Source organism: Streptomyces sp. NPDC006283, assembly GCF_040613325.1.
Classification (GTDB): Bacteria; Actinomycetota; Actinomycetes; order Streptomycetales; family Streptomycetaceae; genus Streptomyces.
Map to the genome: position 1 here is coordinate 15,322 of NZ_JBEXRZ010000068.1, position 19,614 is coordinate 34,935.

Consider the following 19,614-nt stretch of genomic DNA (forward strand, 5'->3'; position numbering starts at 1 on the left):
CCTTCGAAACCGTACGGGCTCAGTGCTCGTCGGCGAGGATCAGGTAAAGCTTCTTGCGGGCCTCGTTGATGACGGCGACAGCCTTCTGCCGCTGTTCGACGCTGCCGGTCTTCCAGACCTGACCGAACGCCTCCATGAGGCCGAAACCGGCCTGCCGGATCTCGTTGACCGTCTCCCAGTCGACACCGCGCCCGGCCTCCTCCCATGGAGCCTCAGGGCCGGACTCGGCCTCGGCGCGCCCGGTGTCGGTCAGCGTGAACAGCTTCTTGCCGCCCTCGCTCTGACTGATGATCAAGCCCTCGTCCTCCAGCAGCTGGAGCGTCGGATAGACCGAGCCCGGGCTGGGCTTCCACGCCCCGCCGCTGCGCTCGCCGATCTCCTGGATCATCTCGTAACCGTGCATCGGGCGGTCCTTGAGCAGCGCCAGGATCGAGGCGCGCACGTCGCCGCGCCGCGCCCTTCCCCGCCCGCCGCCGCGACCGCGTCCGCCGAAGGGGCCGCCACCGAAGGGCGGACCCCAGGGCCCGAAGGCCGCCCGTCGGCCTTCGGACTCGCCCCGACCCTGATGGCCGGGCCCGCAGTACCCATGACCGCGGCCGTGCTCGTGTTCCGGTCCGTTTCCATGTGAACGCATCGCTACGCTCCTTCCATCGTTGATCAGTCGCGATGCGTCAACGATATATCGGAACCGATCGTACGACAAGGCCCTGTGGGGCCGCCGCCCCCGAATTGGCCTTGGCCTGCGACGTCACGCGCGCCCTACGGTCGCTCCATGCGGATTCGAATCGTCGATGCCTTCACCGACCGCCCCTTCACCGGAAATCCCGCCGGAGTCCTGCTGCTGGACTCCGACGGCTTCCCCTCCGACGCCTGGCTCCAGCAGGTGGCCACGGAGGTGAACCTCTCGGAGACCGCCTTCGCCCACCCCCTGCCGGCCGGCGGGGACGCGGACTGGGCACTGCGCTGGTTCACCCCGGCCACCGAGGTCGACATGTGCGGCCACGCCACGCTCGCCACCGCGCACGTGCTGCGCACCACGGGGGCGGCCACCGGCACGGTCCGCTTCGCGGCGCGCTGCGGAACGCTGACGGCCACCGCGGACGAGGAGGGGATGCTCACCCTCGACTTCCCCACCTCCCCGCTGACCCCCGTCGACGTCCCGCCCGCAGTGGCAAAAGCCCTCGGCGCGACGGTGCTCTCGGCCCATGACACCGGCCCGCACATCGGGGACCTCCTGGTCGAACTGGCCGACGAGCGGTCCGTACGCGGCCTGCGGCCCGACTTCGCCGCGCTGGTGGCGCTCTCGGAGCGCGGCATCATCGCCACCGCCGCGGCCGAGGACCCACAAAGCCCCTACGACTTCGTCTCTCGCGGCTTCTTCCCCCGCGTGGGGATCGACGAGGACCCCGTCACCGGCAGCGCCCACACAGCGCTCGCCCCCTTCTGGTCGGCCCGTCTCGGCCGCACCGAACTGACCGGCCTGCAGGCATCGGCCCGCTCCGGCCTGGTCCGCACCTGCCTGCGCGGCGACCGAACGCTGCTCACCGGCCATGCGGTGACCGTGATCGACGGCGAACTGCTCACCACCCCCTGACACAGGAACGCGCCGGGGAATCAGGGGCGGATGCCCGCACGTCCCCGGCGCGTACGAGTCGGTCGGTCAGACAGTGGGCAGCCAGTCCACCTTCCCCGCCAGCAGCCCGTACCCGACGAAGGCGACGATGTCGAGCAGGGCGTGCGCCGCCACCAGTGGTCCCACCCGCCCCCATCGCCGGTACAGCAGCACGAAGACCACACCCATCACCATGTTGCCGATGAACCCGCCGATGCCCTGGTAGAGGTGGTACGAGCCGCGAAGCACCGAGCTCGCGGCCAGAGCCGCCAGCGGCGTCCAGCCCAGCTGATCGAGTCGGCGCAGCAGATAGCCGACGACGATCACTTCCTCCAGCACGGAGTTCTGGATCGCCGAGAGAATCAGTACCGGATACTTCCACCACACGTCGGGCAGCGACTCGGGCACCACCGTGAGGTTGAAGCCCGATGCCCGCGCCACGAGGTAGAAGGCCAGCCCCGCGCTGCCGATGCACGCGGCGACGAGCGCGCCGCGCCCGAGGTCGGACCACGGCCTGCTCCGGTCGAACCCGATGGCAAAGAGCCCGGCGCGTTCACGGATCAGCAGATGAGCGACGAGCGCCACCGGTACCAGCGCCGTGGCGATCCCGAAAAGCTGCCAGGCGAGATCCAGCCATGGCCGCCCGGGAGCGAACGACCCGTTGAGCGTCGCCGCCTGATCCTCCAGTCCTCCCGGTTTCGTCAGCGATCCGACAAAACTGATCAGTGACGACACCGCACTGGCCCCGAGAGACAGCGCAAGCACGAGCACCGTCTCCGACCGCAAAATCGTTCGTGACATCGCGGCCTGGGGAATGGATTCGGCCACACCTCCCGGCTCCGCCTGCACTCCTGCCTCCGTTGTTCCTCGCGCCTCGTCCCCGCTCGATCACGCCGATCACGCTCGAGGAGCAGCACCACCGCATGGGACGTCACAGCTTGCCCGACGACAGTACGGCGGACGTAGTCAGGTCCCCTCCACGACCGGCGCGTCAGGCGTGAGGCTCGGGCCGGCTCGGATCAGCCGAATCGGATCGGGTCAGGCCCGGTCAGGAGTGGGTCCCCGGAAACCCCACCGGCCAGGTGTGCACCGGCTGCCCCTCACGCACCAGCTCACAGTAGCGGCGCGTCATCGCCGCCAGCGACGCCTCCCGGTGCAGCCCCGCCTCGCGCGCCCGGTGGTAGGTGTCCGCCTGCCAGGAGGCTCCGTTCATCCGGCGGCGGCACCGCTCCTCGATGACCCCCAGATACCGGTCGCGGTCGGCGGGCTCCACGTTCCATGCGTCGAGCCCCGCCGCGGCGAGCGGCAGCAGCTCGTCACGGACGAGCTTGACGACGGGAACGCCGGTGATTCCCCCACGGCCCGGACGCGGCCACTGGAGTTCGGCGTCGATGCCGTGGCGGCACGCGGTCTCGAAGTTCTCGGCGGCAGCGGCGAACGGCAGTCGCGTCCACACCGGGCGGGATTCCTCGGCCAGGGCGCGGACCAGGCCGTAGTAGAAGGCCGCGTTGGCGATGACGTCGGTCACCGTCGGGCCCGCCGGCAACACACGGTTCTCCACCCGCAGATGGGGGACACCGTCGGCCACGTCGTACACCGGCCGGTTCCACCGGTAGATGGTGCCGTTGTGCAGGACCAGCTCCTGGAGCCGTGGAACTCCGCCCTCGTCCAGTACCCGCAGGGGATCCTCGTCGCCGCAGATGGGCAGCAGCGCGGGGTAGTAGCGGAGGTTCTCCTCGAAGAGGTCGTACGCGGAGTCGACCCACCGCTCGCCGAACCACGTCCGCGGCCGTACGCCCTGGGCCTGCAACTCGGGCGGCCGGGTGTCCGTGGCCTGCTGGAAGAGCGGAGGGCGCGACTCGCGCCACAGCTCCTTGCCGAAGAGGAACGGCGAGTTGGCGCCGACGGCGACCTGCACGGCCGCCACCGCCTGCGCCGCGTTCCACACGTCGGCGAAGCGGCCCGGGGTGACCTGGAGATGCAACTGCACGGACGTGCAGGCCGCTTCGGGAGCGATCGACGCCGAGGTGCACGTCAAATGCTCCACGCCGTCGATGTCGAGGGTGAACTCCTCGCCCCGCGCGGCCACGATCTGGTCGTTGAGCAGCATGTAGCGGTCGACGTCGGAGAGGTTCGCGGAGACCAGGTCCTGCTGCGTGAGCGTCGGAAGAATTCCGATCATCACGATGCCGGAACCGATCTCCTGCGCCTTGCGGTCCGCATATCCGAGACCGGTCCGCAACTCCTCCGCCAGCTGATCGAGAACACGGCCGCCCAGCCGGTGCGGGACGATATTTACTTCCAGATTGAACATGCCGAGCTCGGTCTGGAAATCCGGACTCGCGATACGGGAGAGCACCTCGGCATTCATCATCCGCGGCATACCGTCTTCGCCGGCGAGATTCAGCTCTATCTCGAGCCCCATCAGATTCTTGGGGCGGTCGAACCTCTTCTCCCCCAGCAGCCGCCCCAGTCCCGCCAGGCACTGTTGCAGCTTCCGTCGGTACCGCTGCCGATCGGACAGGTCGAACACGCCTGCCGCGACCTTCTCCCCCATCGAAGGGTCCCTCCTCGCGTGGGCACCACGCAGCGCCGACCGCCACGTCACGGACGATAATGCCCAGACTCTTTGATCCATAACGTCACGCCGGGCGCCCGCGCCCGATAGGCTGGACAGAGCACTCCACGGGCACATTCCAGCGGCATGCCGCAATGGGCAGTTGCCTGCACCGGATGGCGGCGAAAAACACAGACCTCTTTCGGCCTACCGCGCCGAGGTCGACGCCGCAGGCCGAAGCCCTGCAGGCACGGGAAATCAGGCGAAAAGGACTCCGGAAACGGGCTGAATTCAGCCTTGCTCGAAATACCTGCGACGGGTAGCGGAAACATTACGTGAACACGTGTCGTATAAACTCCGCGAGGGCAGAGAGATGGGATCCGGTGTCTTCCGGCCGCTCGCCGCCCCGCACGCCGACAGCGCCGTCCGCACCTTCACGCATCACCGTGTCTCCCCAGTGAGAGGCGACCCATCATGCCGCTGCATGTCCCACCGGCCCCCGCGCCTGCCCTGCGCAGCGTTCTCGCGGCACTCGGTTCACCCTTGGCCGTCCGCGAGGCCCGTACCCCTGCTCTGAGGTCCGTCCAGGGACCCCTGAGCGCCGAACTGCCGCTGCCGGTCCATGTGATGGACCAGATCGTGCCGAGCGGCAGTGCCCCGTACACCCGACTCGCCGGCTGGCGCTTCCTGATCCGCAGCGGCGAACGCGCCGTGGCCGCCGCGGACAGCGTGCTCACACCGGACGGCTGGACCTTCTCGCACTTCTTCGAAGGCCCCTATCTCGATTCGACCGAACAGGCCCTGCGACAGGCCGAGTCCATGGGACCCCACTTCCAGCCGAGACTGTTGTCGGTGCCCGAGCTCTACATGCTCACCCTGTGGCTTCACGGCGACCCGCAGGCAGACGCCGCGACCGGCACCCCTCAGCCGTCCGACGTCCTGGTCCCGCTGGCTCCGGCACCGCCGGGCATCGCGGCCCACCGGCCGCGCCAGGTCGCCGATCTGCTGCCCGTCCTGACGCTGCGACTGACACCGGCACCACTGCTCGACTCGCCCGCCGCCTGACGAGGAGCCCGGCACGCCCCGCGACCGTGAGGTCGCGGGGCGTACTGCTGTTCCGGGCATGGCCCGTTGTGACTAGCCCGCCCGGGCCACTGCGAACCACCCGAAAGGACAGCCGGTTCAACTGAACCGCCCGCGTGGGTGATACGTCATCAATCAGTAGGAAGAGCTGCCGTGAAATCCCTGCGGATCGACGCCCGTGGGGGAACACTGGGACCGGACCGAGAGATACGGGGGGCGGCCATGAACACCTCATCGAGCCGCAGGACACTCACCACTCGCAGCGAAAGAACCCATCCATGTGCCAGCACCAGCCGACCTGTCCCACATCCGACTCCGCCGACCGTGAGGCCGCACGCCTCGTGGCGCACCATCCGGAACAGGGCTGGAGCCTGCTGTGCAACGGCGTGCTCCTCTTCGAGGACACCGGCGAACTGCTGCCCGACGGCCGGATCATCGCCCCGCGCCGACCGCGGGAGGCGGGCCAGGTGATGACGGCCGCCTAGAGCCGTCCGAACAGGTAGGACGAGGGGCCGGCCCGGAGAAGCTCTCCGCACCGGCCCCGACGCATGTGCCCTTCGGCCCGCGTCAGTTGTCGTACTCGTCCAGAGGGGGGCAGGAGCAGACGAGGTTGCGGTCGCCGAACGCACCGTCGATACGGCGTACCGGCGGCCAGTACTTGTCGGCGGCGCTCACCCCGGCCGGGAAGACCGCCTCCGCACGGCTGTAGGCGTGGTCCCACTCGCCACCGAGCGCGGCCGCCGTGTGCGGGGCGTTGCGCAGCGGGTTGTCGTCGGCAGGCCACTCGCCCGACGCGACCTTCTCGATCTCGGAACGGATCGCGATCATCGTGTCGCAGAAGCGGTCGAGCTCGGTCAGGTCCTCGCTCTCGGTGGGCTCGATCATCAGGGTGCCGGCCACCGGGAAGGACATCGTCGGCGCGTGGAAGCCGTAGTCGATGAGCCGCTTGGCGATGTCGTCGACGCTGACACCGGTCGCCTTCGACAGCGGACGCAGGTCGACGATGCACTCATGGGCGACGAGACCCGCCGGGCCGGTGTAGAGCACCGGGTAGTGCGGCTCGAGGCGCTTGGCGATGTAGTTGGCCGCGAGGACCGCGACCTGCGTGGCGCGCTTGAGACCCTCGCCGCCCATCAGGCGTACGTACGCCCAGGAGATGGGCAGGATGCCCGCGGAGCCCCACGGGGCCGCGGAGATCGGGCCGACGCCGGTCTCGGGGCCGGCCGTGGGCTGCAGCGGGTGGTTGGGCAGGTACGGGGCGAGGTGCGCGCGCACACCGACCGGACCGACGCCCGGGCCGCCGCCGCCGTGCGGGATGCAGAAGGTCTTGTGCAGGTTCAGGTGCGAGACGTCGCCGCCGAACCGGCCCGGCTTCGCGAGGCCCACCAGCGCGTTGAGGTTGGCGCCGTCGACGTACACCTGACCGCCGGCGTCGTGCACCTGGGCGCAGATGTCGGCGACGTGCTCCTCGAAGACACCGTGCGTCGACGGGTAGGTGATCATCAGCACGGCGAGCTCGCCGCGGTACTGCTCGATCTTCGCGCGCAGATCCTCGACGTCGATCTCGCCGTCGTCGGCGGTCTTGATCACGACGACCTTCATGCCGGCCATCACCGCGCTGGCGGCGTTGGTGCCGTGAGCGGAGGACGGGATCAGGCAGATGGTGCGCTGGTCGTCGCCGTTGGCGCGGTGGTAGGCGCGTACGGCCAGCAGACCGGCCAGCTCGCCCTGCGACCCGGCGTTGGGCTGGATGGAGACGTTGTCGTAGCCCGTGACCTCGGCGAGGCGCTCCTCCAGCTCACGGATGAGGGTCAGATAGCCCTGCGCCTGCTCGACCGGCGCGAAGGGGTGGATCTGGCCGAACTCGGGCCAGGTGACCGGCTCCATCTCGGTCGTCGCGTTCAGCTTCATGGTGCAGGACCCGAGCGGGATCATGCCGCGGTCCAGCGCGTAGTCGCGGTCGGCGAGCCTGCGCAGGTAGCGCAGCATGGCGGTCTCCGAGCGGTGCTCGTGGAAGACCGGGTGGGTGAGGTACTCGTCCGCGCGCAGCAGGGCGGCGGGCAGCGCGTCCGCGCCGGCGGCGTCCAGTGCCTCGACGTCGCCGTCGACGCCGAAGGCGGACCAGACGGTCGTCACCTGCTCCCGGCCGGTGGTCTCGTCACAGGCGAGGGAAACGTGGTCGGCGTCGACGAGGTGCAGGTTGACCCCGCCCTCGCGGGCGGCGGCCACGACGTCGGCGGCCTTGCCCGGCACGCGGACGGTCAGGGTGTCGAAGTACGAGCCGTGCACCACGTCGACACCGCCGGCCCGCAGGCCCTCGGCGAGGATCGCGGCGTAACGGTGGGTGCGCCGGGCGATCGCCCGCAGCCCCTCCGGGCCGTGGTAAACGGCATACATGCCCGCCATGACGGCGAGCAGCACCTGCGCGGTGCAGATGTTGCTGGTGGCCTTCTCACGCCGGATGTGCTGCTCTCGGGTCTGCAGCGCCAGGCGGTAGGCCCTGTTGCCGTCCGCGTCGACGGAGACGCCGACCAGTCGGCCGGGCAGGCTCCGGGCGAACTTGTCGCGGACAGCCATGTAGCCGGCGTGCGGTCCGCCGAAGCCCATCGGGACGCCGAAGCGCTGCGTCGTGCCCACGGCGATGTCCGCGCCGAGCTCTCCGGGGGAGGTGAGCAGGGTGAGGGCGAGCAGATCGGCGGCGACGGTGACGACCGCGCCGAGCCCGTGCGCCTGCTCGATCACGGGCTTCAGGTCGCGAACGGCACCGGAGGCGCCCGGGTACTGCAGCAGCACGCCGAAGACGCCGCGCTCCGCGATCTCGGCGGGGATGCCGTCGCTCAGGTCCGCGGTGACGACCTCGACACCGGTCGGCTCGGCGCGGGTCTCGATCACGGCGATGGTCTGCGGCATGGTGTCGGCGTCGATCAGGAAGACGCCGTCCTTGACCTTGCCGACCCGGCGGGCCAGCGCCATGGCCTCCGCGGCGGCCGTGCCCTCGTCGAGGAGCGAGGCGCCGGAGGTGGGCAGACCGGTCAGGTCCGCGACGACGGTCTGGAAGTTCAGCAGCGCCTCGAGCCGGCCCTGCGAGATCTCGGGCTGGTAGGGCGTGTACGCCGTGTACCAGGCCGGGTTCTCCATGACGTTCCGCAGGATGACCGGCGGGGTGAAGGTGCCGTAGTAGCCGAGGCCGATCATGGGGGCCAGCACCTGGTTGCGGTCCGCCAGGGACCGCAGCTCGGCGAGAACGTCGGCCTCGGTACGGGCGTCCGGGAGGTCGAGGGCATCCGCGCTTTTGATGACGTCCGGCACGGCGGCGGCGGTGAGGTCGTCGAGCGAGCCGTAGCCGACGTGCGCGAGCATCTTGGCCTGGGCACCTGCGTCAGGCCCGATGTGGCGCCGCTCGAAGGGGGTGCCACGCTCCAGCTGGGAGAGCGGAATGCGGTTGGCGGTCATGGTGGGAGGCCTCCTGGTCTTCGCGACCTGCGAGGGGCATCACGGCGCGGATGCCCGGACGGCCTCCCCCTCTGTCATCTCAACCTGAGAGCTTCACCGGGCATCGCGGAGCGACCTCCCGGCTTTCACCGTCGGTGAGAGCGGATGCCGTCCGACGCCCGCCCTGCTTTCCAGAGTGACCTCGTCCGTGCGGTACAGGTGCCTGAGAGATTCCGGGGAGGATTTGCTCCTTCGGCGCCTCCGGTCTTCACCGGAGAACTCTCCCGCACAGGGTCAGCAGCCGTTTGCCAGGGTACCAGCGCCGCTTGGGAACGATCGCTCGAGTGGCCGACACTCGAAATGTGCCTTTCTGTAGTCATGAGAGAGCAGGCGCGACCAGTTGGAGGGACCCGTGCAGACCGACATCGATCCGCGCAGCCTGATAGGCCGCAAGGCGTTCGACCGCAACGGCACCAAGATCGGGACCGTCGACGAGGTGTACCTGGACGACGCCACCGGAGTGCCCGAGTGGGCGGCCGTACGGACAGGCCTGTTCAGCAGGGACGCCTTCGTCCCCCTCGAACCGAGCGACCTCGTCGACAACACGCTGCGGGTCCCTTACGAACGCTCGCTGATCAAGGACGCCCCGGACTTCGGCGTGGGCCGCCATCTCTCCCCCGAGCAGGAGCTCCAGCTCTACCACCACTACGGACTCGACATCTCCGGCCCGCCCCCGACGCCCGCTCCCGCCTCCGGCGACCGTTCCTTCGGCCGCGTCGCCGGCCAGGAGGACTGACCTGCCGGGCCCTCCTCCGGCGGCCCGATCAGCGGCAGCGGATCCGCGGGCTCCAGCTCCTCGTCGTCCACACGGAACGTTCGGACCCGGCCGGGCGGCGACCACGGTTCCTCGAAGCGCACGGTGACCCTCCCCACCCCGCTGCCCTGCACCCACCCGTGCCCGTGCCGGGCATGGCGTACGTCCTGGCCTGCGGCCCAGAGCCGCTCTACCGGGCCGGGACGCTCCGCGCCGGGCTCCGCGGGCTCCGGCGCCGTGCCGTCCGGAGCCGCCTCGGGTCCGGACACCGCCTGGGACAGGACGGCCGCGGACTCCTTTGCCGCGGCCTGCGCGAACAGGTCCTCCTGGGTGTAGTCCGCGAGCCCCGTGACGCCCACCCCGAGCAGCCGCACCCCGCCCGTGGTGTCCACTGCCTCCAGCAGCCGCCCCGCCGCCTCCCGTACGACCGCCGCGTCATCGGTCGGCCCCCGCAGGGTTTCCGACCGTGTCAGCGTCGAGAAGTCGTAGCGGCGGACCTTGAGCACGATGGTCCGGCCCGAGTGGCCGCTCGCCCTCAGCCGCGCCACGCACCGATCGGCGAGCCGGTCCACCTCGGTCCGCACCCGCACCCGGTCATGGAGATCCACGTCGAACGTGTCCTCGACCGACACCGACTTGGCGTCCCGCTCGGCGACCACCGGGCGGTCGTCGTGCCCCAGCGCCATCCGGAACAGCGCCGCCCCGTGCGCCCTGCCCAGCAGCCGTACGAGCTCGTCCTCGCCCGCCTCGGCGAGATCCGCGACCGTGGTCATGCCGGCCCGCCGCAGGTGCTCACCGGTGGCGGGCCCCACTCCCGGCAGGGTCCGCACGGGCATCGGCCCCAGCAGCTCGCGCTCGGTCCCCGGCTCGATGAGGAAAAGGCCGTCCGGCTTGGCCTGCTCCGAGGCGATCTTGGCAAGCATCTTCGAACCGGCCAGCCCCACAGACCCCGTCAGGCCCGTGACCGCTCGTATGTCGGCGCGCAACCTCTCTCCCGCCGCACGCGCGGACGACACGTCGTCCGCGGCTTCCCCGGCCTCCAGATCGACGAACGCCTCGTCGAGGCTCAACGGCTCGACGAGCGGCGACAGGCGCCCCAAGAGCTCCATGACCTGCTCGCTCACGGAGCGGTAGAGGGAGAAGCGCGGAACGAGGTAGGCCGCGTTCGGCGCGAGACGTCGCGCCTGCGCCATCGGCATGGCCGAGTGGACCCCGAAACGCCGGGCCTCGTAGGAGGCGGTGGCGACCACACCGCGCGGACCGAGACCGCCGACGACCACCGGCTTGCCGCGCAGCGACGGCTTCGCCGCCTGCTCGGCGGCGGCGAAGAAGGCATCCATGTCCAGATGCAGGATCGTCGGGGCGGTTCTCACACCTACGATGCTCCCCCACACCACTGACAACGGGGAGCGCCGGGCACGGTCAGACGGCCCGGTCGCGTCTGCGTCTCGCCAGTTCGTCCGCGGGGTTGTGACCGACCAGGGTCTCCCCCGTGTCGATCCGCTCGCCGTGGAGCTGCGAGAGCGCCGCCTCGACGTCCCGCCACACGACGCCCACCGCGATCCCGAAGACGCCCTGCCCGCCCTGGAGCAGCCCGACCACTTCGTCGGGCGACGAGCATTCGTAGACCGTCGCGCCGTCGCTCATGAGCGTCATCCGCTCGAGGTCCTTGAAGCCACGGGCCCGCAGGTGCTGCACAGCGGCGCGGATGTTCTGCAGCGCGACACCGGTGTCCAGGAAGCGCTTGACGATCTTGAGGACGACCACGTCGCGGAAGCTGTAGAGCCGCTGCGTTCCCGATCCGTACGCCGGTCGCACGCTGGGCTCCACCAGACCTGTGCGCGCCCAGTAGTCGAGCTGCCGGTAGGTGATGCCGGCGGCCGCACACGCGGTCGGCCCCCGGTAGCCGATGGTGTCGGTGGAAGGCCCGGCCGCGCTGTCACGAAGCGGGTACGGCCCGTCTTCCACCGGACTGGGTCCGAGGCCGCCCCCAGCCGTACTGTCGCCGCTGCTTCTCACGCCGACCTCCGTCCTTGACCTGCCACCTCGAAGGTAGGGAGTCACCAGGGGTGCGTCAACGATCGCCACACTCGGCACGCCGAGTGATAATCACCCTGAGAGTGGTTTCTCGTGCCCCGATCCGGGAAAGGCTACTCGAATGCGCCGACGCCGAGCGGACTGCGGGCGTCACTGGCTGCTGGAGCCGAAGTCCTCGGGCGAGATCTGATCGAGGAATTCGCGGAACTTCTCCACCTCGTCCTCCTGCTCGTCCGGGATGGCGATCCCCGCATCGTCCAGCACCCCGTCGCTGCCGTAGATCGGCGTACCGGTGCGCAGGGCGAGCGCTATCGCGTCGGACGGCCTGGCACTCACCTCGACCCCGCTGGCGAAGACCAGCTCCGCATAGAAGACGCCTTCGCGCAGGTCCGTGATGCGGACCTCGGTGAGCTCCTGGCCCACCGCCTCCAGCACGTCCTTGAAGAGGTCATGGGTCAGCGGCCTGGCGGGGGCCATGCCCTGCTGCGCGAAGGCAATGGCGGTCGCCTCCCCGGGGCCGATCCAGATGGGGAGGTACCTATCGCCTCCCACTTCACGCAGGAGCACGATCGGTTGGTTCGAGGGCATTTCGACCCGGACACCCACAACGTCGAGCTCGTTCACACAGTAACCCTAGGACGTGCGCGACCGGTTTGGGTAGTCGGGCTGGTCCAAGATCAGTGGAGCCGCACTCCGAGGGCGGTCTGCACCAGTGCCGCGTGAAGCCTCACGGACAGGGTCACGAGCTCTCTGGCGGTTGCCTCGGCATGTGCCCTGGTCTGGGGATTACGGTGCCGGCGCAGCGGCGCGACGATCTGCTCCACCAGCCCGGCGTCGCGTTCCGCCGACGCCTTCATGGCGCGAAGGTGCCGTGGCTCGAGGCCGAATCTGCCCAGGTCCGCGATCAGCCGGGCGACAGTGGCCGCCTCGGACTCGTAGGCCCCGTCCTCGTCCGGAGCGAGCAGGCCGAACGACTCCCACTCCGCCAGCTCCTCCTCGGACACGTCCGCGGCCGCCAGCAGAGCCGTTCGCCCGATACGGGCCGCGGTGCGCCGCTCGCTTTCCGGCTCCCAGGTGCCGTCGAGGAGCTCCCGGTGAGTCCCCTGCGCCGGCAGCTGGATCTGCTCCCCTCGCTCGAGGGCGTCCAGCTGCTCACGGATCACCTTCAGGGGAAGGTAGTGGTCACGCTGCATCCGCAGCACCAGGGCAAGCCGCTCCACGTCCTGGGCGCTGAACTTGCGGTACCCGGAGGGCGTACGGCTCGGCTCGACGAGCCCCTCCGCCTCCAGGAAACGGATCTTGGAGATCGTCACTTCCGGGAACTCGTCGCGCAGCCGGCCGAGCACCGCTCCGATGCTCATCGACCGCTCGCCCGCGGCGGCGGTGCCGTTACCGGCACCGCCCGTCGGTGTTCGCAGCATGTACCTTCCCTGGAAGTCCCCCGGACACAGTCCGGGAGGGTCACACGCCCCGCTGGCTCGCGTAGAAGACCAGCCGGTACTTGCCGATCTGCACCTCGTCACCGTTGGCCAGTACCACGGAGTCGATCCGCTCGCGGTTCACATAGGTGCCGTTCAGGCTGCCGACGTCGGAAACGGTGAAGCCGCCGTCCGCGCCCCGGCGGAACTCGACATGGCGCCTCGACACAGTCACGTCGTCGAGGAAGATGTCGCTCTGCGGGTGGCGGCCGGCCGTGGTCAGCTCACCGTCCAGCAGGAAGCGGCTGCCCGAGTTGGGGCCGCGGCGGACCACCAGCAGCGCCGAACCGAGCGGCAGGGCCTCAACAGCGGCCTGGGCCTCCGGCGAGAGCGAGGGGATGGCCGTCTGGCCGGTGACCTCGGAGTCGTAGGCCTCGATACCGGAGATGGAGATCGTCGACGTCGTCTCCGACGCCCGCTCGGCGGGAGCGCCGCCCCGCAGCGGCGCGCCGCAGTTGGAGCAGAACCGACCGGCCTCGGTGTTCCGGTGGCCGCACCTCGTACAAACCGGCAAACCCGCCATGGACGGATCCTCCTGCCGCGGCTGTCCCGCGTGGGGATTGGTCGCATACGGGTCGGAGGTAAACCCTCCACCCGTACTTGAGGTTGATGGTTCCCCGAAACCTATGCCTCCGGCACCGGCAGGGTCAACAGACGACGCGCCCTGTCTGCCCGAATTGTCACCACCAGGCACCTCGTCGCGGAACAGCGGCCGCTCGGCCCCCTGATCCTCACTCTGGCCATGACGCGGCGCGCGATGCCGGGCGTTGCCGTCCTCGCGTGCACTCTTGCCGAACAACTTCGCAAACAACTTCACGGGCGTTTCCCCTTGACCGAAATAGACCCGCCCGTGGGGCAGGACGAACCCTCAACCAACACAACTGCGGACCCGGACACCCTCACAACGTCCGTATGCACCAGACAGTTTCCACCACGCGGCACATATGTGGTGCGTCGACCCCCTGCAATCTTCTGCCCTGGTCCGGCAGACCCCATGTCGCCCCCGTTCACGGCGAGGACGACCGAGCGTAGTCAGGCCGCTCCGCCGGTCGCAAGGCATCCACAGTGATCTTCTCCGAACGCGCCACAGTGGCCGTGGCCTGCTCCTTCTCCAGCGTCTGCACGACACCGCCCGGGATGTTCAGGGCGGGCTCCAGATCCTGCGGCTTGCCGATGACCTTGAAGGTGTACGGCGCGGTGATCCGCTTCCCGTCCACCGCGATGTCACCGGCGCTTCCCGAGAAGTAGGTGTCCGCGACGACCCTGGTGCCGTTGACCTGAATCGCCTCCGCACCGGCCGCTCGAAGCTCCTGGATCGTGTCGAGGAGCATGTCCGACTCCACCGTCCCGGACGGGTCCTGGATCGTGAGCGTGATGCCGGGCCCCTCAGCCGCGACCGTGCCGGCGAGGACACCGAGCTGCTGTTCCTTCTGCAGGGTCTGCTTGCGCGCCTCTTCCGCCTGGTCCGAGCTGTTCTCCAACTCGGTCCGCTGGTCCTCGAGACGCTGCTTCTCGTCCTCGAGCCGCTGGGTGCGGTTGTCGAGTTCGTCGAGGATCCGGACCAGGTCCTCCTGGCGTGCGCCGCGCAGCGCGCTTTCGTCGCTGTTGGAACGGACCTGGATCGCCAGGCCCAGTCCGAGGACGAACAGCAGGAGCGCGACGATCAGTTGGGCCCGGGTCACCCGCGGCGGCCACACCGCCGCGCGCAGCCGTTCCCGGCCGGTCTGCGGCGCCGCCTCCGAGGCGGCGGCCTCCGGCGACAGAGGCGGCTCGGAAGGCTGTGCCTCCGGCTGAGGCAGCGGTTGCGACCGCTGGGGCTGCTGAGGTCGCTGAGCCGCGTCCTTCGGGTTCTCTTCGTTGTTCATACGTCACGCCCGGAAGACATGCCGGCGGATCGCCGCGGCGTTGGAGAAGATCCGGATGCCGAACACGACGACCACACCCGTGGACAGCTGGGCGCCGACGCCCAACTTGTCACCCAGGAAAACGATCAGCGCGGCCACCACGACGTTGGACAGGAAGGAGACGACGAAGACCTTGTCGACGAAGATCCCGTCGAGCATGGCCCGCAGACCACCGAACACGGCGTCGAGCGCGGCGACGACCGCGATCGGCAGGTAGGGCTCGACCACCGCCGGCACTTCGGGCCGGACCAACAGCCCGACCACGACTCCCACGACGAGGCCCAGTACGGCGATCACGATGTGCCCTTCTCTGTGTCGGCCGCCCCCGGCCCGCCACCGTTCCCGGCGTCGGCGGTCTTCGGCTCTGCTGTACGTACGATCAAGCTCGGGGCGGCCGGCAGACGAACCGTCTCCTCGTCGGAAATGCTGGACCGGATACCGAAGTCCTCTTTCAGGATCTGCAGATACTGGCCGTCGGCACTGTCCTGGAAAGCGGTGCGCAGCTTGTTCCCGTCCCCCACCGCCTGCACCGTGTACGGCGGCACCAGCGGCCTGTTGTCGACCAGTATGGCGTCGCCTGCCGCCCGGATCGCGGACAGGGCCGTCAGCCGCTGCCCGTTGATCGCGATCGCGTCCGCACCGGACTCCCACAACCCGTTGACGACGCGCTGCAAGTCCCGGTCCCGTACCCGGCCCGTGTCGGAGAATCCGCTGCTCTCCCGCGGTCCGTCACCGCCCTGGTCGGTGTCCTTGGCATCGTCCACGACGAGTTTCACGCCCGGCCCCTGCACCTCGGTGGCCCCGGCGAGCAGCGAGACGAGCTCGCCCTGATCCCCGCCCTGCGTCCTGAGGGCCTTGCGCTGCTGCTCCTCCACGTCGGAACGGAGGGCCTCGACCTCCCGCTCCAGTTTGTCGGCGGTACCGGTCTGCGCCTCGACGCGGTCGATCAGCTCCTCGCGTTCCTTTGCGAGCACCGGCGCCGAGATCTGCGCCTCAGCGGCTCCAAGCGTGACGACAATGGCCGCCAGCACCAATCCCGCGGCCAGTCCGAGCTTGGCCTTCAAGGTACGCGGCATGCCGCCGGCCTCCGCCCTGCGGGCCGACGCCTCGGCGTAACCGTCGTCGAGGCTGTGCTCCATGACGTTCGTCAGCAGCGACATGGACGCGTCGGGGCGCGCGGGCGGAGAACCAGTGCTCCGAACGGGGGGCTGCTGCGGCATGCCGCACATCGTCGCACGTCGCAGCCGCTACCGCCGAATGGCCCCACCGGTGTGCCGACAGCAGCCCCAGGGCAGCCGCCGGCACACCGGCCCGGGCTCAGTGACCTGCGCTGTCCACGACCGCCGACCACTCGTCGAGCAGCGCCTGGGCCGATGCGTCGTCCGGCCCTTCCGCCCACAGGTGGGTGACCGCCTCCGACGGATCCGGCAGCACCATCACCCACCGGCCGTCGGCCTCGACCACCCGCACGCCGTCGGTGGTGTCGACGTGCCGGTCTCCCGCGGCCTCGACGACCCGCCGCATGACAAGCCCCTTGACCGCCCACGGCGTCGCGAGATCCCGCTTCAGCACATGGGCGCGCGGGATCCGGGCGTCGATCTGGCTCAGCGTGAGCTGCGTGCGCGCGACCAGGCCGACGAGCCGGACGAGCGCGGCCGCACCGTCGAAGACGCTGCTGAACTCCGGAATGATGAAGCCGCCGCGGCCGTCACCGCCGAAGATCGTGGTCTCCTCCCTGCCCACTCGCGTCAGGTCGTCGGGGGAGGTGGTCGTCCACTCGACCTGGGTGCCGTGATACGCCGCGACCTGCTCGGCGATCCTCGTCGTCGTCACCGGCAGCGCCACTCCGCCGCTGCGCCGCTCAGCGGCGACCAGGTCGAGCAGCACCAGCAGCGCACGGTCGTCCTCGACGATCCGTCCGCGCTCGTCCACGAGGGAGAGCCGCTCGCCGACGGGGTCGAACCGGACGCCGAAGGCCGCCCGCGCGGACGCCACGATCTCTCCGAGCCTGACCAGACCCGACCGCCTGGTGTCGGCGGACTCGGTGGGCCGTGCCTCGTCCAGGCCGGGGTTGATCGTCAGGGCGTCGACCCCCAGGCGTCCGAGGAGGCTGGGCAGCACCAGACCGGCGCTGCCGTTGGACGCGTCGATGACAACTTTCAGCCCCGACTCGGCGATCCCCGAGGTGTCCACGTTGCGCAGCAGTGAGCCCGTGTAGGAGTCGAAGACGCTGGAGGGGAAGTGCAGGTCACCGATCTCGCCCGGGAAGGCACGCCGGTACTCCTGGCGCGCGTACACCCGGTCCAGCTTGCGCTGCCCACCTTGTGAGAGGTCCGCTCCCCGTTCGTCGAAGAACATGATGTCGACGGAGTCCGGCACGCCCGGTGAGGTCCGGATCATGATGCCGCCCGCACTGCCGCGCGCGGTCTGCTGACGGGCGACGGGCAGGGGCACGTTCTCCAGGTCCCGTACGTCGATGGCACTGGCCTGCAGAGCCGAGATGACCGCCCGCTTCAGGGCTCGCGCACCTCGGGAGTGGTCACGGGCCGTGGTGACCGTGGCGCCCTTCTTGAGCGTGGTGGCGTAGGCACCGGCCAGCCGCACCGCGACCTCCGGAGTGATCTCCACGTTGAGGATCCCGGAGACGCCCCGCGCGCCGAAGAGATGTGCCTGGCCCCGCGACTCCCAGATCACAGAGGTGTTGACGAACGCGCCAGCCTCGACGGTCTTGAACGGGTAGACGCGGACGTTGCCCTGAACGATCGATTCTTCGCCGACCAGGCACTCGTCGCCGATCACGGCGCCGTCCTCGATACGGGCGGCCCTCATGATGTCCGTGTTCTTGCCGATGACACACCCGCGGAGATTGCTCTGCGGTCCGATGTAGACGTTGTCGTGGACGACGGCCTTGTGCAGGAACGCACCGCTCTTGACGACGACGTTGGAGCCGACGACGGTGTGCTCCCGGATCTCGGCACCGGCTTCGATTTTCGCGTAGTCACCGATGTACACCGGCGCCCGCAGGACGGCGTCCGGATGCACGTCCGCGCCTTCCGCGACCCACACTCCGGGCGAGATCTCGAAGCCGTCGAGCTCGACGTCCACCTTGCGTTCCAGGACATCGGCCTGGGCCTTCACATAGCTTTCGTGGGTACCGACGTCCTCCCAGTAGCCCTCGGCGACATAGCCGAAGATCGGCTTGCCTTCCTTCATCAGCTGGGGGAAGACGTCACCGGACCAGTCCACGGGCACGTCGGCCTCGACGTAGTCGAACACCTCGGGCTCCATGACGTAGATGCCGGTGTTCACGGTGTCGGAGAACACCTGCCCCCACGTCGGCTTCTCGAGGAACCGCTCGACCTTTCCTTCCTCGTCGACGATCGTGATGCCGAATTCCAGAGGATTCGGCACCCGTGTCAGACAAACGGTGACCATTGCGCCTTTCTCCTTGTGGAAGGAGATGAGGTCGGTCAGGTCGAAGTCGGTGAGAGCGTCACCGGAAATCACGAGGAACGCGTCGTCCTTGAGTGCTTCTTCTGCGTTCTTGACGCTGCCAGCGGTGCCGAGTGGCTTCTCCTCGTTGGCGTAGGTGAGCTCCATTCCGAGCTCTTCACCATCACCGAAGTAGTTCTTGACCAGTGAGGCGAGAAATTGCACGGTTACGACGGTCTCGGTGAGCCCGTGCCGCTTGAGCAGCCTGAGAACATGCTCCATGATCGGCCGGTTGGCCACCGGCAGAAGTGGCTTGGGCATGCTCGAGGTCATGGGGCGAAGCCGGGTTCCTTCGCCACCAGCCATCACGACGGCCTTCATGTCGGAAGCGTCCTCCTTGAAGAGACGACGGTCTTGCCGACTTCACTCGTCGAAAGAGACCACTGGTGACACGCGCGCGGCCGGCGACACTGCGCGGTACCACACCGACGAGGTCAATCGGCCATTGCGTCCGCCTTGACGAGACGGCGGACCTGGACCACATACAGGATCCCTGCCCACCAATACAGAGTTGTACCCCATCCCGCGAACGCCCATCCGAAAATCGCCGCGAGTGACGCGAGCCATCCGGTTCCGTCACTCAGGAGCAGCAAGGGGAACGCGTACATGAGATTGAACGTGGCAGCCTTGCCCAGGAAGTTCACCTGTGGCGGTGGATAGCCGTGGCGACGGAGGATCCCCACCATCACCAGCAGCATCAGTTCACGCGCCAAAAGCGCGGCCGTCAACCAGAGCGGCAGAATTTCGCGCCAGGTGAGTCCTACCAGGGTGGAGAGGATGTAGAGACGGTCGGCCGCCGGGTCGAGGATTCGGCCGAGACTGCTGATCTGGTTCCACCGGCGGGCCAGCTTGCCGTCGAGATAGTCGCTGATGCCGCTGAGCATCAGAACCAGCAATGCCCAGCCGTCGCTCTTGGGCCCCCCGAACTCGGGACGGAGAATCAGCCACAGGAAGAGCGGCACGCCGACGAGACGCGCCATGCTGAGGATGTTGGGGATGGTGAGTACCCGGTTCGTCTGAACGCGGGTCTCCTGGACCTCCACCCGGGGGCCTCCTGTGTGGAACGTGCCAACGATGCCCCCTGACCCTACCTGCAGCTACCGCCGGCCTGTACAGGGGGGTCCGGGGGGTAACGCAGAAAAGCCCCGCACCACGAGGGTGCGGGGCTTTCCCACAATGATTGTTCGGCGGCGTCCTACTCTCCC

General features: G+C 69.1%; 18 protein-coding genes and 1 riboswitch. Of the genes, 4 read left to right on the forward strand and 14 right to left on the reverse strand.

Features of this window, described 5'->3' with window-relative positions; translation table 11 throughout:
* Window positions 1-19: 19 nt before the first annotated feature.
* Window positions 20-634 carry a PadR family transcriptional regulator gene (locus ABZ070_RS16575; RefSeq protein WP_356634328.1) on the reverse strand — a complete coding sequence of 205 codons (615 nt, stop codon included), beginning with the start codon at window positions 632-634 and terminating at the stop codon, window positions 20-22.
* A 138-nt stretch (window positions 635-772) separates the two neighbouring features.
* On the opposite strand from ABZ070_RS16575, the gene ABZ070_RS16580 reads away from it, so the two are divergent.
* Window positions 773-1,594, forward strand: a complete 822-nt coding sequence (locus ABZ070_RS16580; RefSeq protein ID WP_356634330.1) for a PhzF family phenazine biosynthesis protein — start codon at window positions 773-775, stop codon at window positions 1,592-1,594.
* 66 nt (window positions 1,595-1,660) lie between these two features.
* Here ABZ070_RS16580 and ABZ070_RS16585 read toward each other — a convergent pair whose 3' ends face one another.
* Together ABZ070_RS16585 and ABZ070_RS16590 are read right to left on the reverse strand one after the other, a co-directional pair.
* A complete protein-coding gene (locus tag ABZ070_RS16585) occupies window positions 1,661-2,461 on the reverse strand; it encodes a CPBP family intramembrane glutamic endopeptidase (RefSeq protein WP_356634332.1) in 801 nt (266 codons plus the stop codon).
* Between the two features lie 199 nt (window positions 2,462-2,660).
* A complete protein-coding gene (locus tag ABZ070_RS16590) occupies window positions 2,661-4,169 on the reverse strand; it encodes a glutamate-cysteine ligase family protein (RefSeq protein ID WP_356634334.1) in 1,509 nt (502 codons plus the stop codon).
* 474 nt (window positions 4,170-4,643) lie between these two features.
* On the opposite strand from ABZ070_RS16590, the gene ABZ070_RS16595 reads away from it, so the two are divergent.
* Both ABZ070_RS16595 and ABZ070_RS16600 read left to right on the forward strand, forming a co-directional pair.
* Window positions 4,644-5,234, forward strand: coding sequence for a hypothetical protein (locus ABZ070_RS16595; RefSeq protein ID WP_356634336.1), 591 nt, complete (start codon window positions 4,644-4,646; stop codon window positions 5,232-5,234).
* A 296-nt stretch (window positions 5,235-5,530) separates the two neighbouring features.
* The gene (locus ABZ070_RS16600) at window positions 5,531-5,737 is read left to right on the forward strand and encodes a DUF5999 family protein (RefSeq protein WP_356634338.1); all 207 of its coding nucleotides are present in this window, start codon (window positions 5,531-5,533) and stop codon (window positions 5,735-5,737) included.
* A gap of 82 nt (window positions 5,738-5,819) precedes the next feature.
* Here the strand turns inward: ABZ070_RS16600 and gcvP are convergent, their stop codons facing one another.
* Window positions 5,820-8,705 (reverse strand): aminomethyl-transferring glycine dehydrogenase, encoded by a 2,886-nt coding sequence (gene gcvP / locus ABZ070_RS16605; RefSeq protein WP_356634340.1) that lies wholly within the window; start codon window positions 8,703-8,705, stop codon window positions 5,820-5,822.
* A 180-nt stretch (window positions 8,706-8,885) separates the two neighbouring features.
* Window positions 8,886-8,981: riboswitch (glycine riboswitch) on the reverse strand.
* A gap of 115 nt (window positions 8,982-9,096) precedes the next feature.
* Here gcvP and ABZ070_RS16610 point away from each other — a divergent pair.
* A complete protein-coding gene (locus ABZ070_RS16610) occupies window positions 9,097-9,480 on the forward strand; it encodes a PRC-barrel domain-containing protein (protein ID WP_356634342.1) in 384 nt (127 codons plus the stop codon).
* Here ABZ070_RS16610 and ABZ070_RS16615 read toward each other — a convergent pair.
* The 10 genes from ABZ070_RS16615 to ABZ070_RS16660 form a co-directional block, all read right to left on the reverse strand.
* A complete protein-coding gene (locus ABZ070_RS16615) occupies window positions 9,390-10,871 on the reverse strand; it encodes a DNA polymerase IV (protein ID WP_356634344.1) in 1,482 nt (493 codons plus the stop codon). The two genes, ABZ070_RS16610 and ABZ070_RS16615, sit on opposite strands and share 91 nt — an antisense overlap.
* Before the next feature lie 49 nt (window positions 10,872-10,920).
* Entirely contained in the window at window positions 10,921-11,517 is a 597-nt protein-coding gene (locus ABZ070_RS16620) for a MerR family transcriptional regulator (RefSeq protein ID WP_356634346.1), read from the reverse strand.
* A gap of 168 nt (window positions 11,518-11,685) precedes the next feature.
* Window positions 11,686-12,159 (reverse strand): bifunctional nuclease family protein, encoded by a 474-nt coding sequence (locus tag ABZ070_RS16625; RefSeq protein WP_026281837.1) that lies wholly within the window; start codon window positions 12,157-12,159, stop codon window positions 11,686-11,688.
* Between the two features lie 53 nt (window positions 12,160-12,212).
* A complete protein-coding gene (locus ABZ070_RS16630) occupies window positions 12,213-12,956 on the reverse strand; it encodes a MerR family transcriptional regulator (RefSeq protein WP_356634348.1) in 744 nt (247 codons plus the stop codon).
* A gap of 40 nt (window positions 12,957-12,996) precedes the next feature.
* Window positions 12,997-13,872: an FHA domain-containing protein gene (locus ABZ070_RS16635; RefSeq protein ID WP_356634359.1), complete on the reverse strand. Its 876-nt coding sequence runs from the start codon at window positions 13,870-13,872 to the stop codon at window positions 12,997-12,999.
* 148 nt (window positions 13,873-14,020) lie between these two features.
* Window positions 14,021-14,878 carry a DUF881 domain-containing protein gene (locus ABZ070_RS16640; protein ID WP_356634350.1) on the reverse strand — a complete coding sequence of 286 codons (858 nt, stop codon included), beginning with the start codon at window positions 14,876-14,878 and terminating at the stop codon, window positions 14,021-14,023.
* A 3-nt stretch (window positions 14,879-14,881) separates the two neighbouring features.
* Window positions 14,882-15,214: a small basic family protein gene (locus tag ABZ070_RS16645; RefSeq protein WP_023543062.1), complete on the reverse strand. Its 333-nt coding sequence runs from the start codon at window positions 15,212-15,214 to the stop codon at window positions 14,882-14,884.
* Window positions 15,211-16,137 (reverse strand): DUF881 domain-containing protein, encoded by a 927-nt coding sequence (locus tag ABZ070_RS16650; protein WP_356634352.1) that lies wholly within the window; start codon window positions 16,135-16,137, stop codon window positions 15,211-15,213. Before ABZ070_RS16650 ends, ABZ070_RS16645 begins: the two co-directional genes overlap by 4 nt.
* Before the next feature lie 97 nt (window positions 16,138-16,234).
* Window positions 16,235-18,730, reverse strand: coding sequence for a mannose-1-phosphate guanyltransferase (locus ABZ070_RS16655; protein WP_356634353.1), 2,496 nt, complete (start codon window positions 18,728-18,730; stop codon window positions 16,235-16,237).
* Window positions 18,731-18,843: 113 nt separating this feature from the next.
* Complete coding sequence (locus ABZ070_RS16660; protein ID WP_356634355.1) at window positions 18,844-19,452, reverse strand: CDP-alcohol phosphatidyltransferase family protein; 609 nt, start codon at window positions 19,450-19,452, stop codon at window positions 18,844-18,846.
* Window positions 19,453-19,614: the final 162 nt, after the last annotated feature.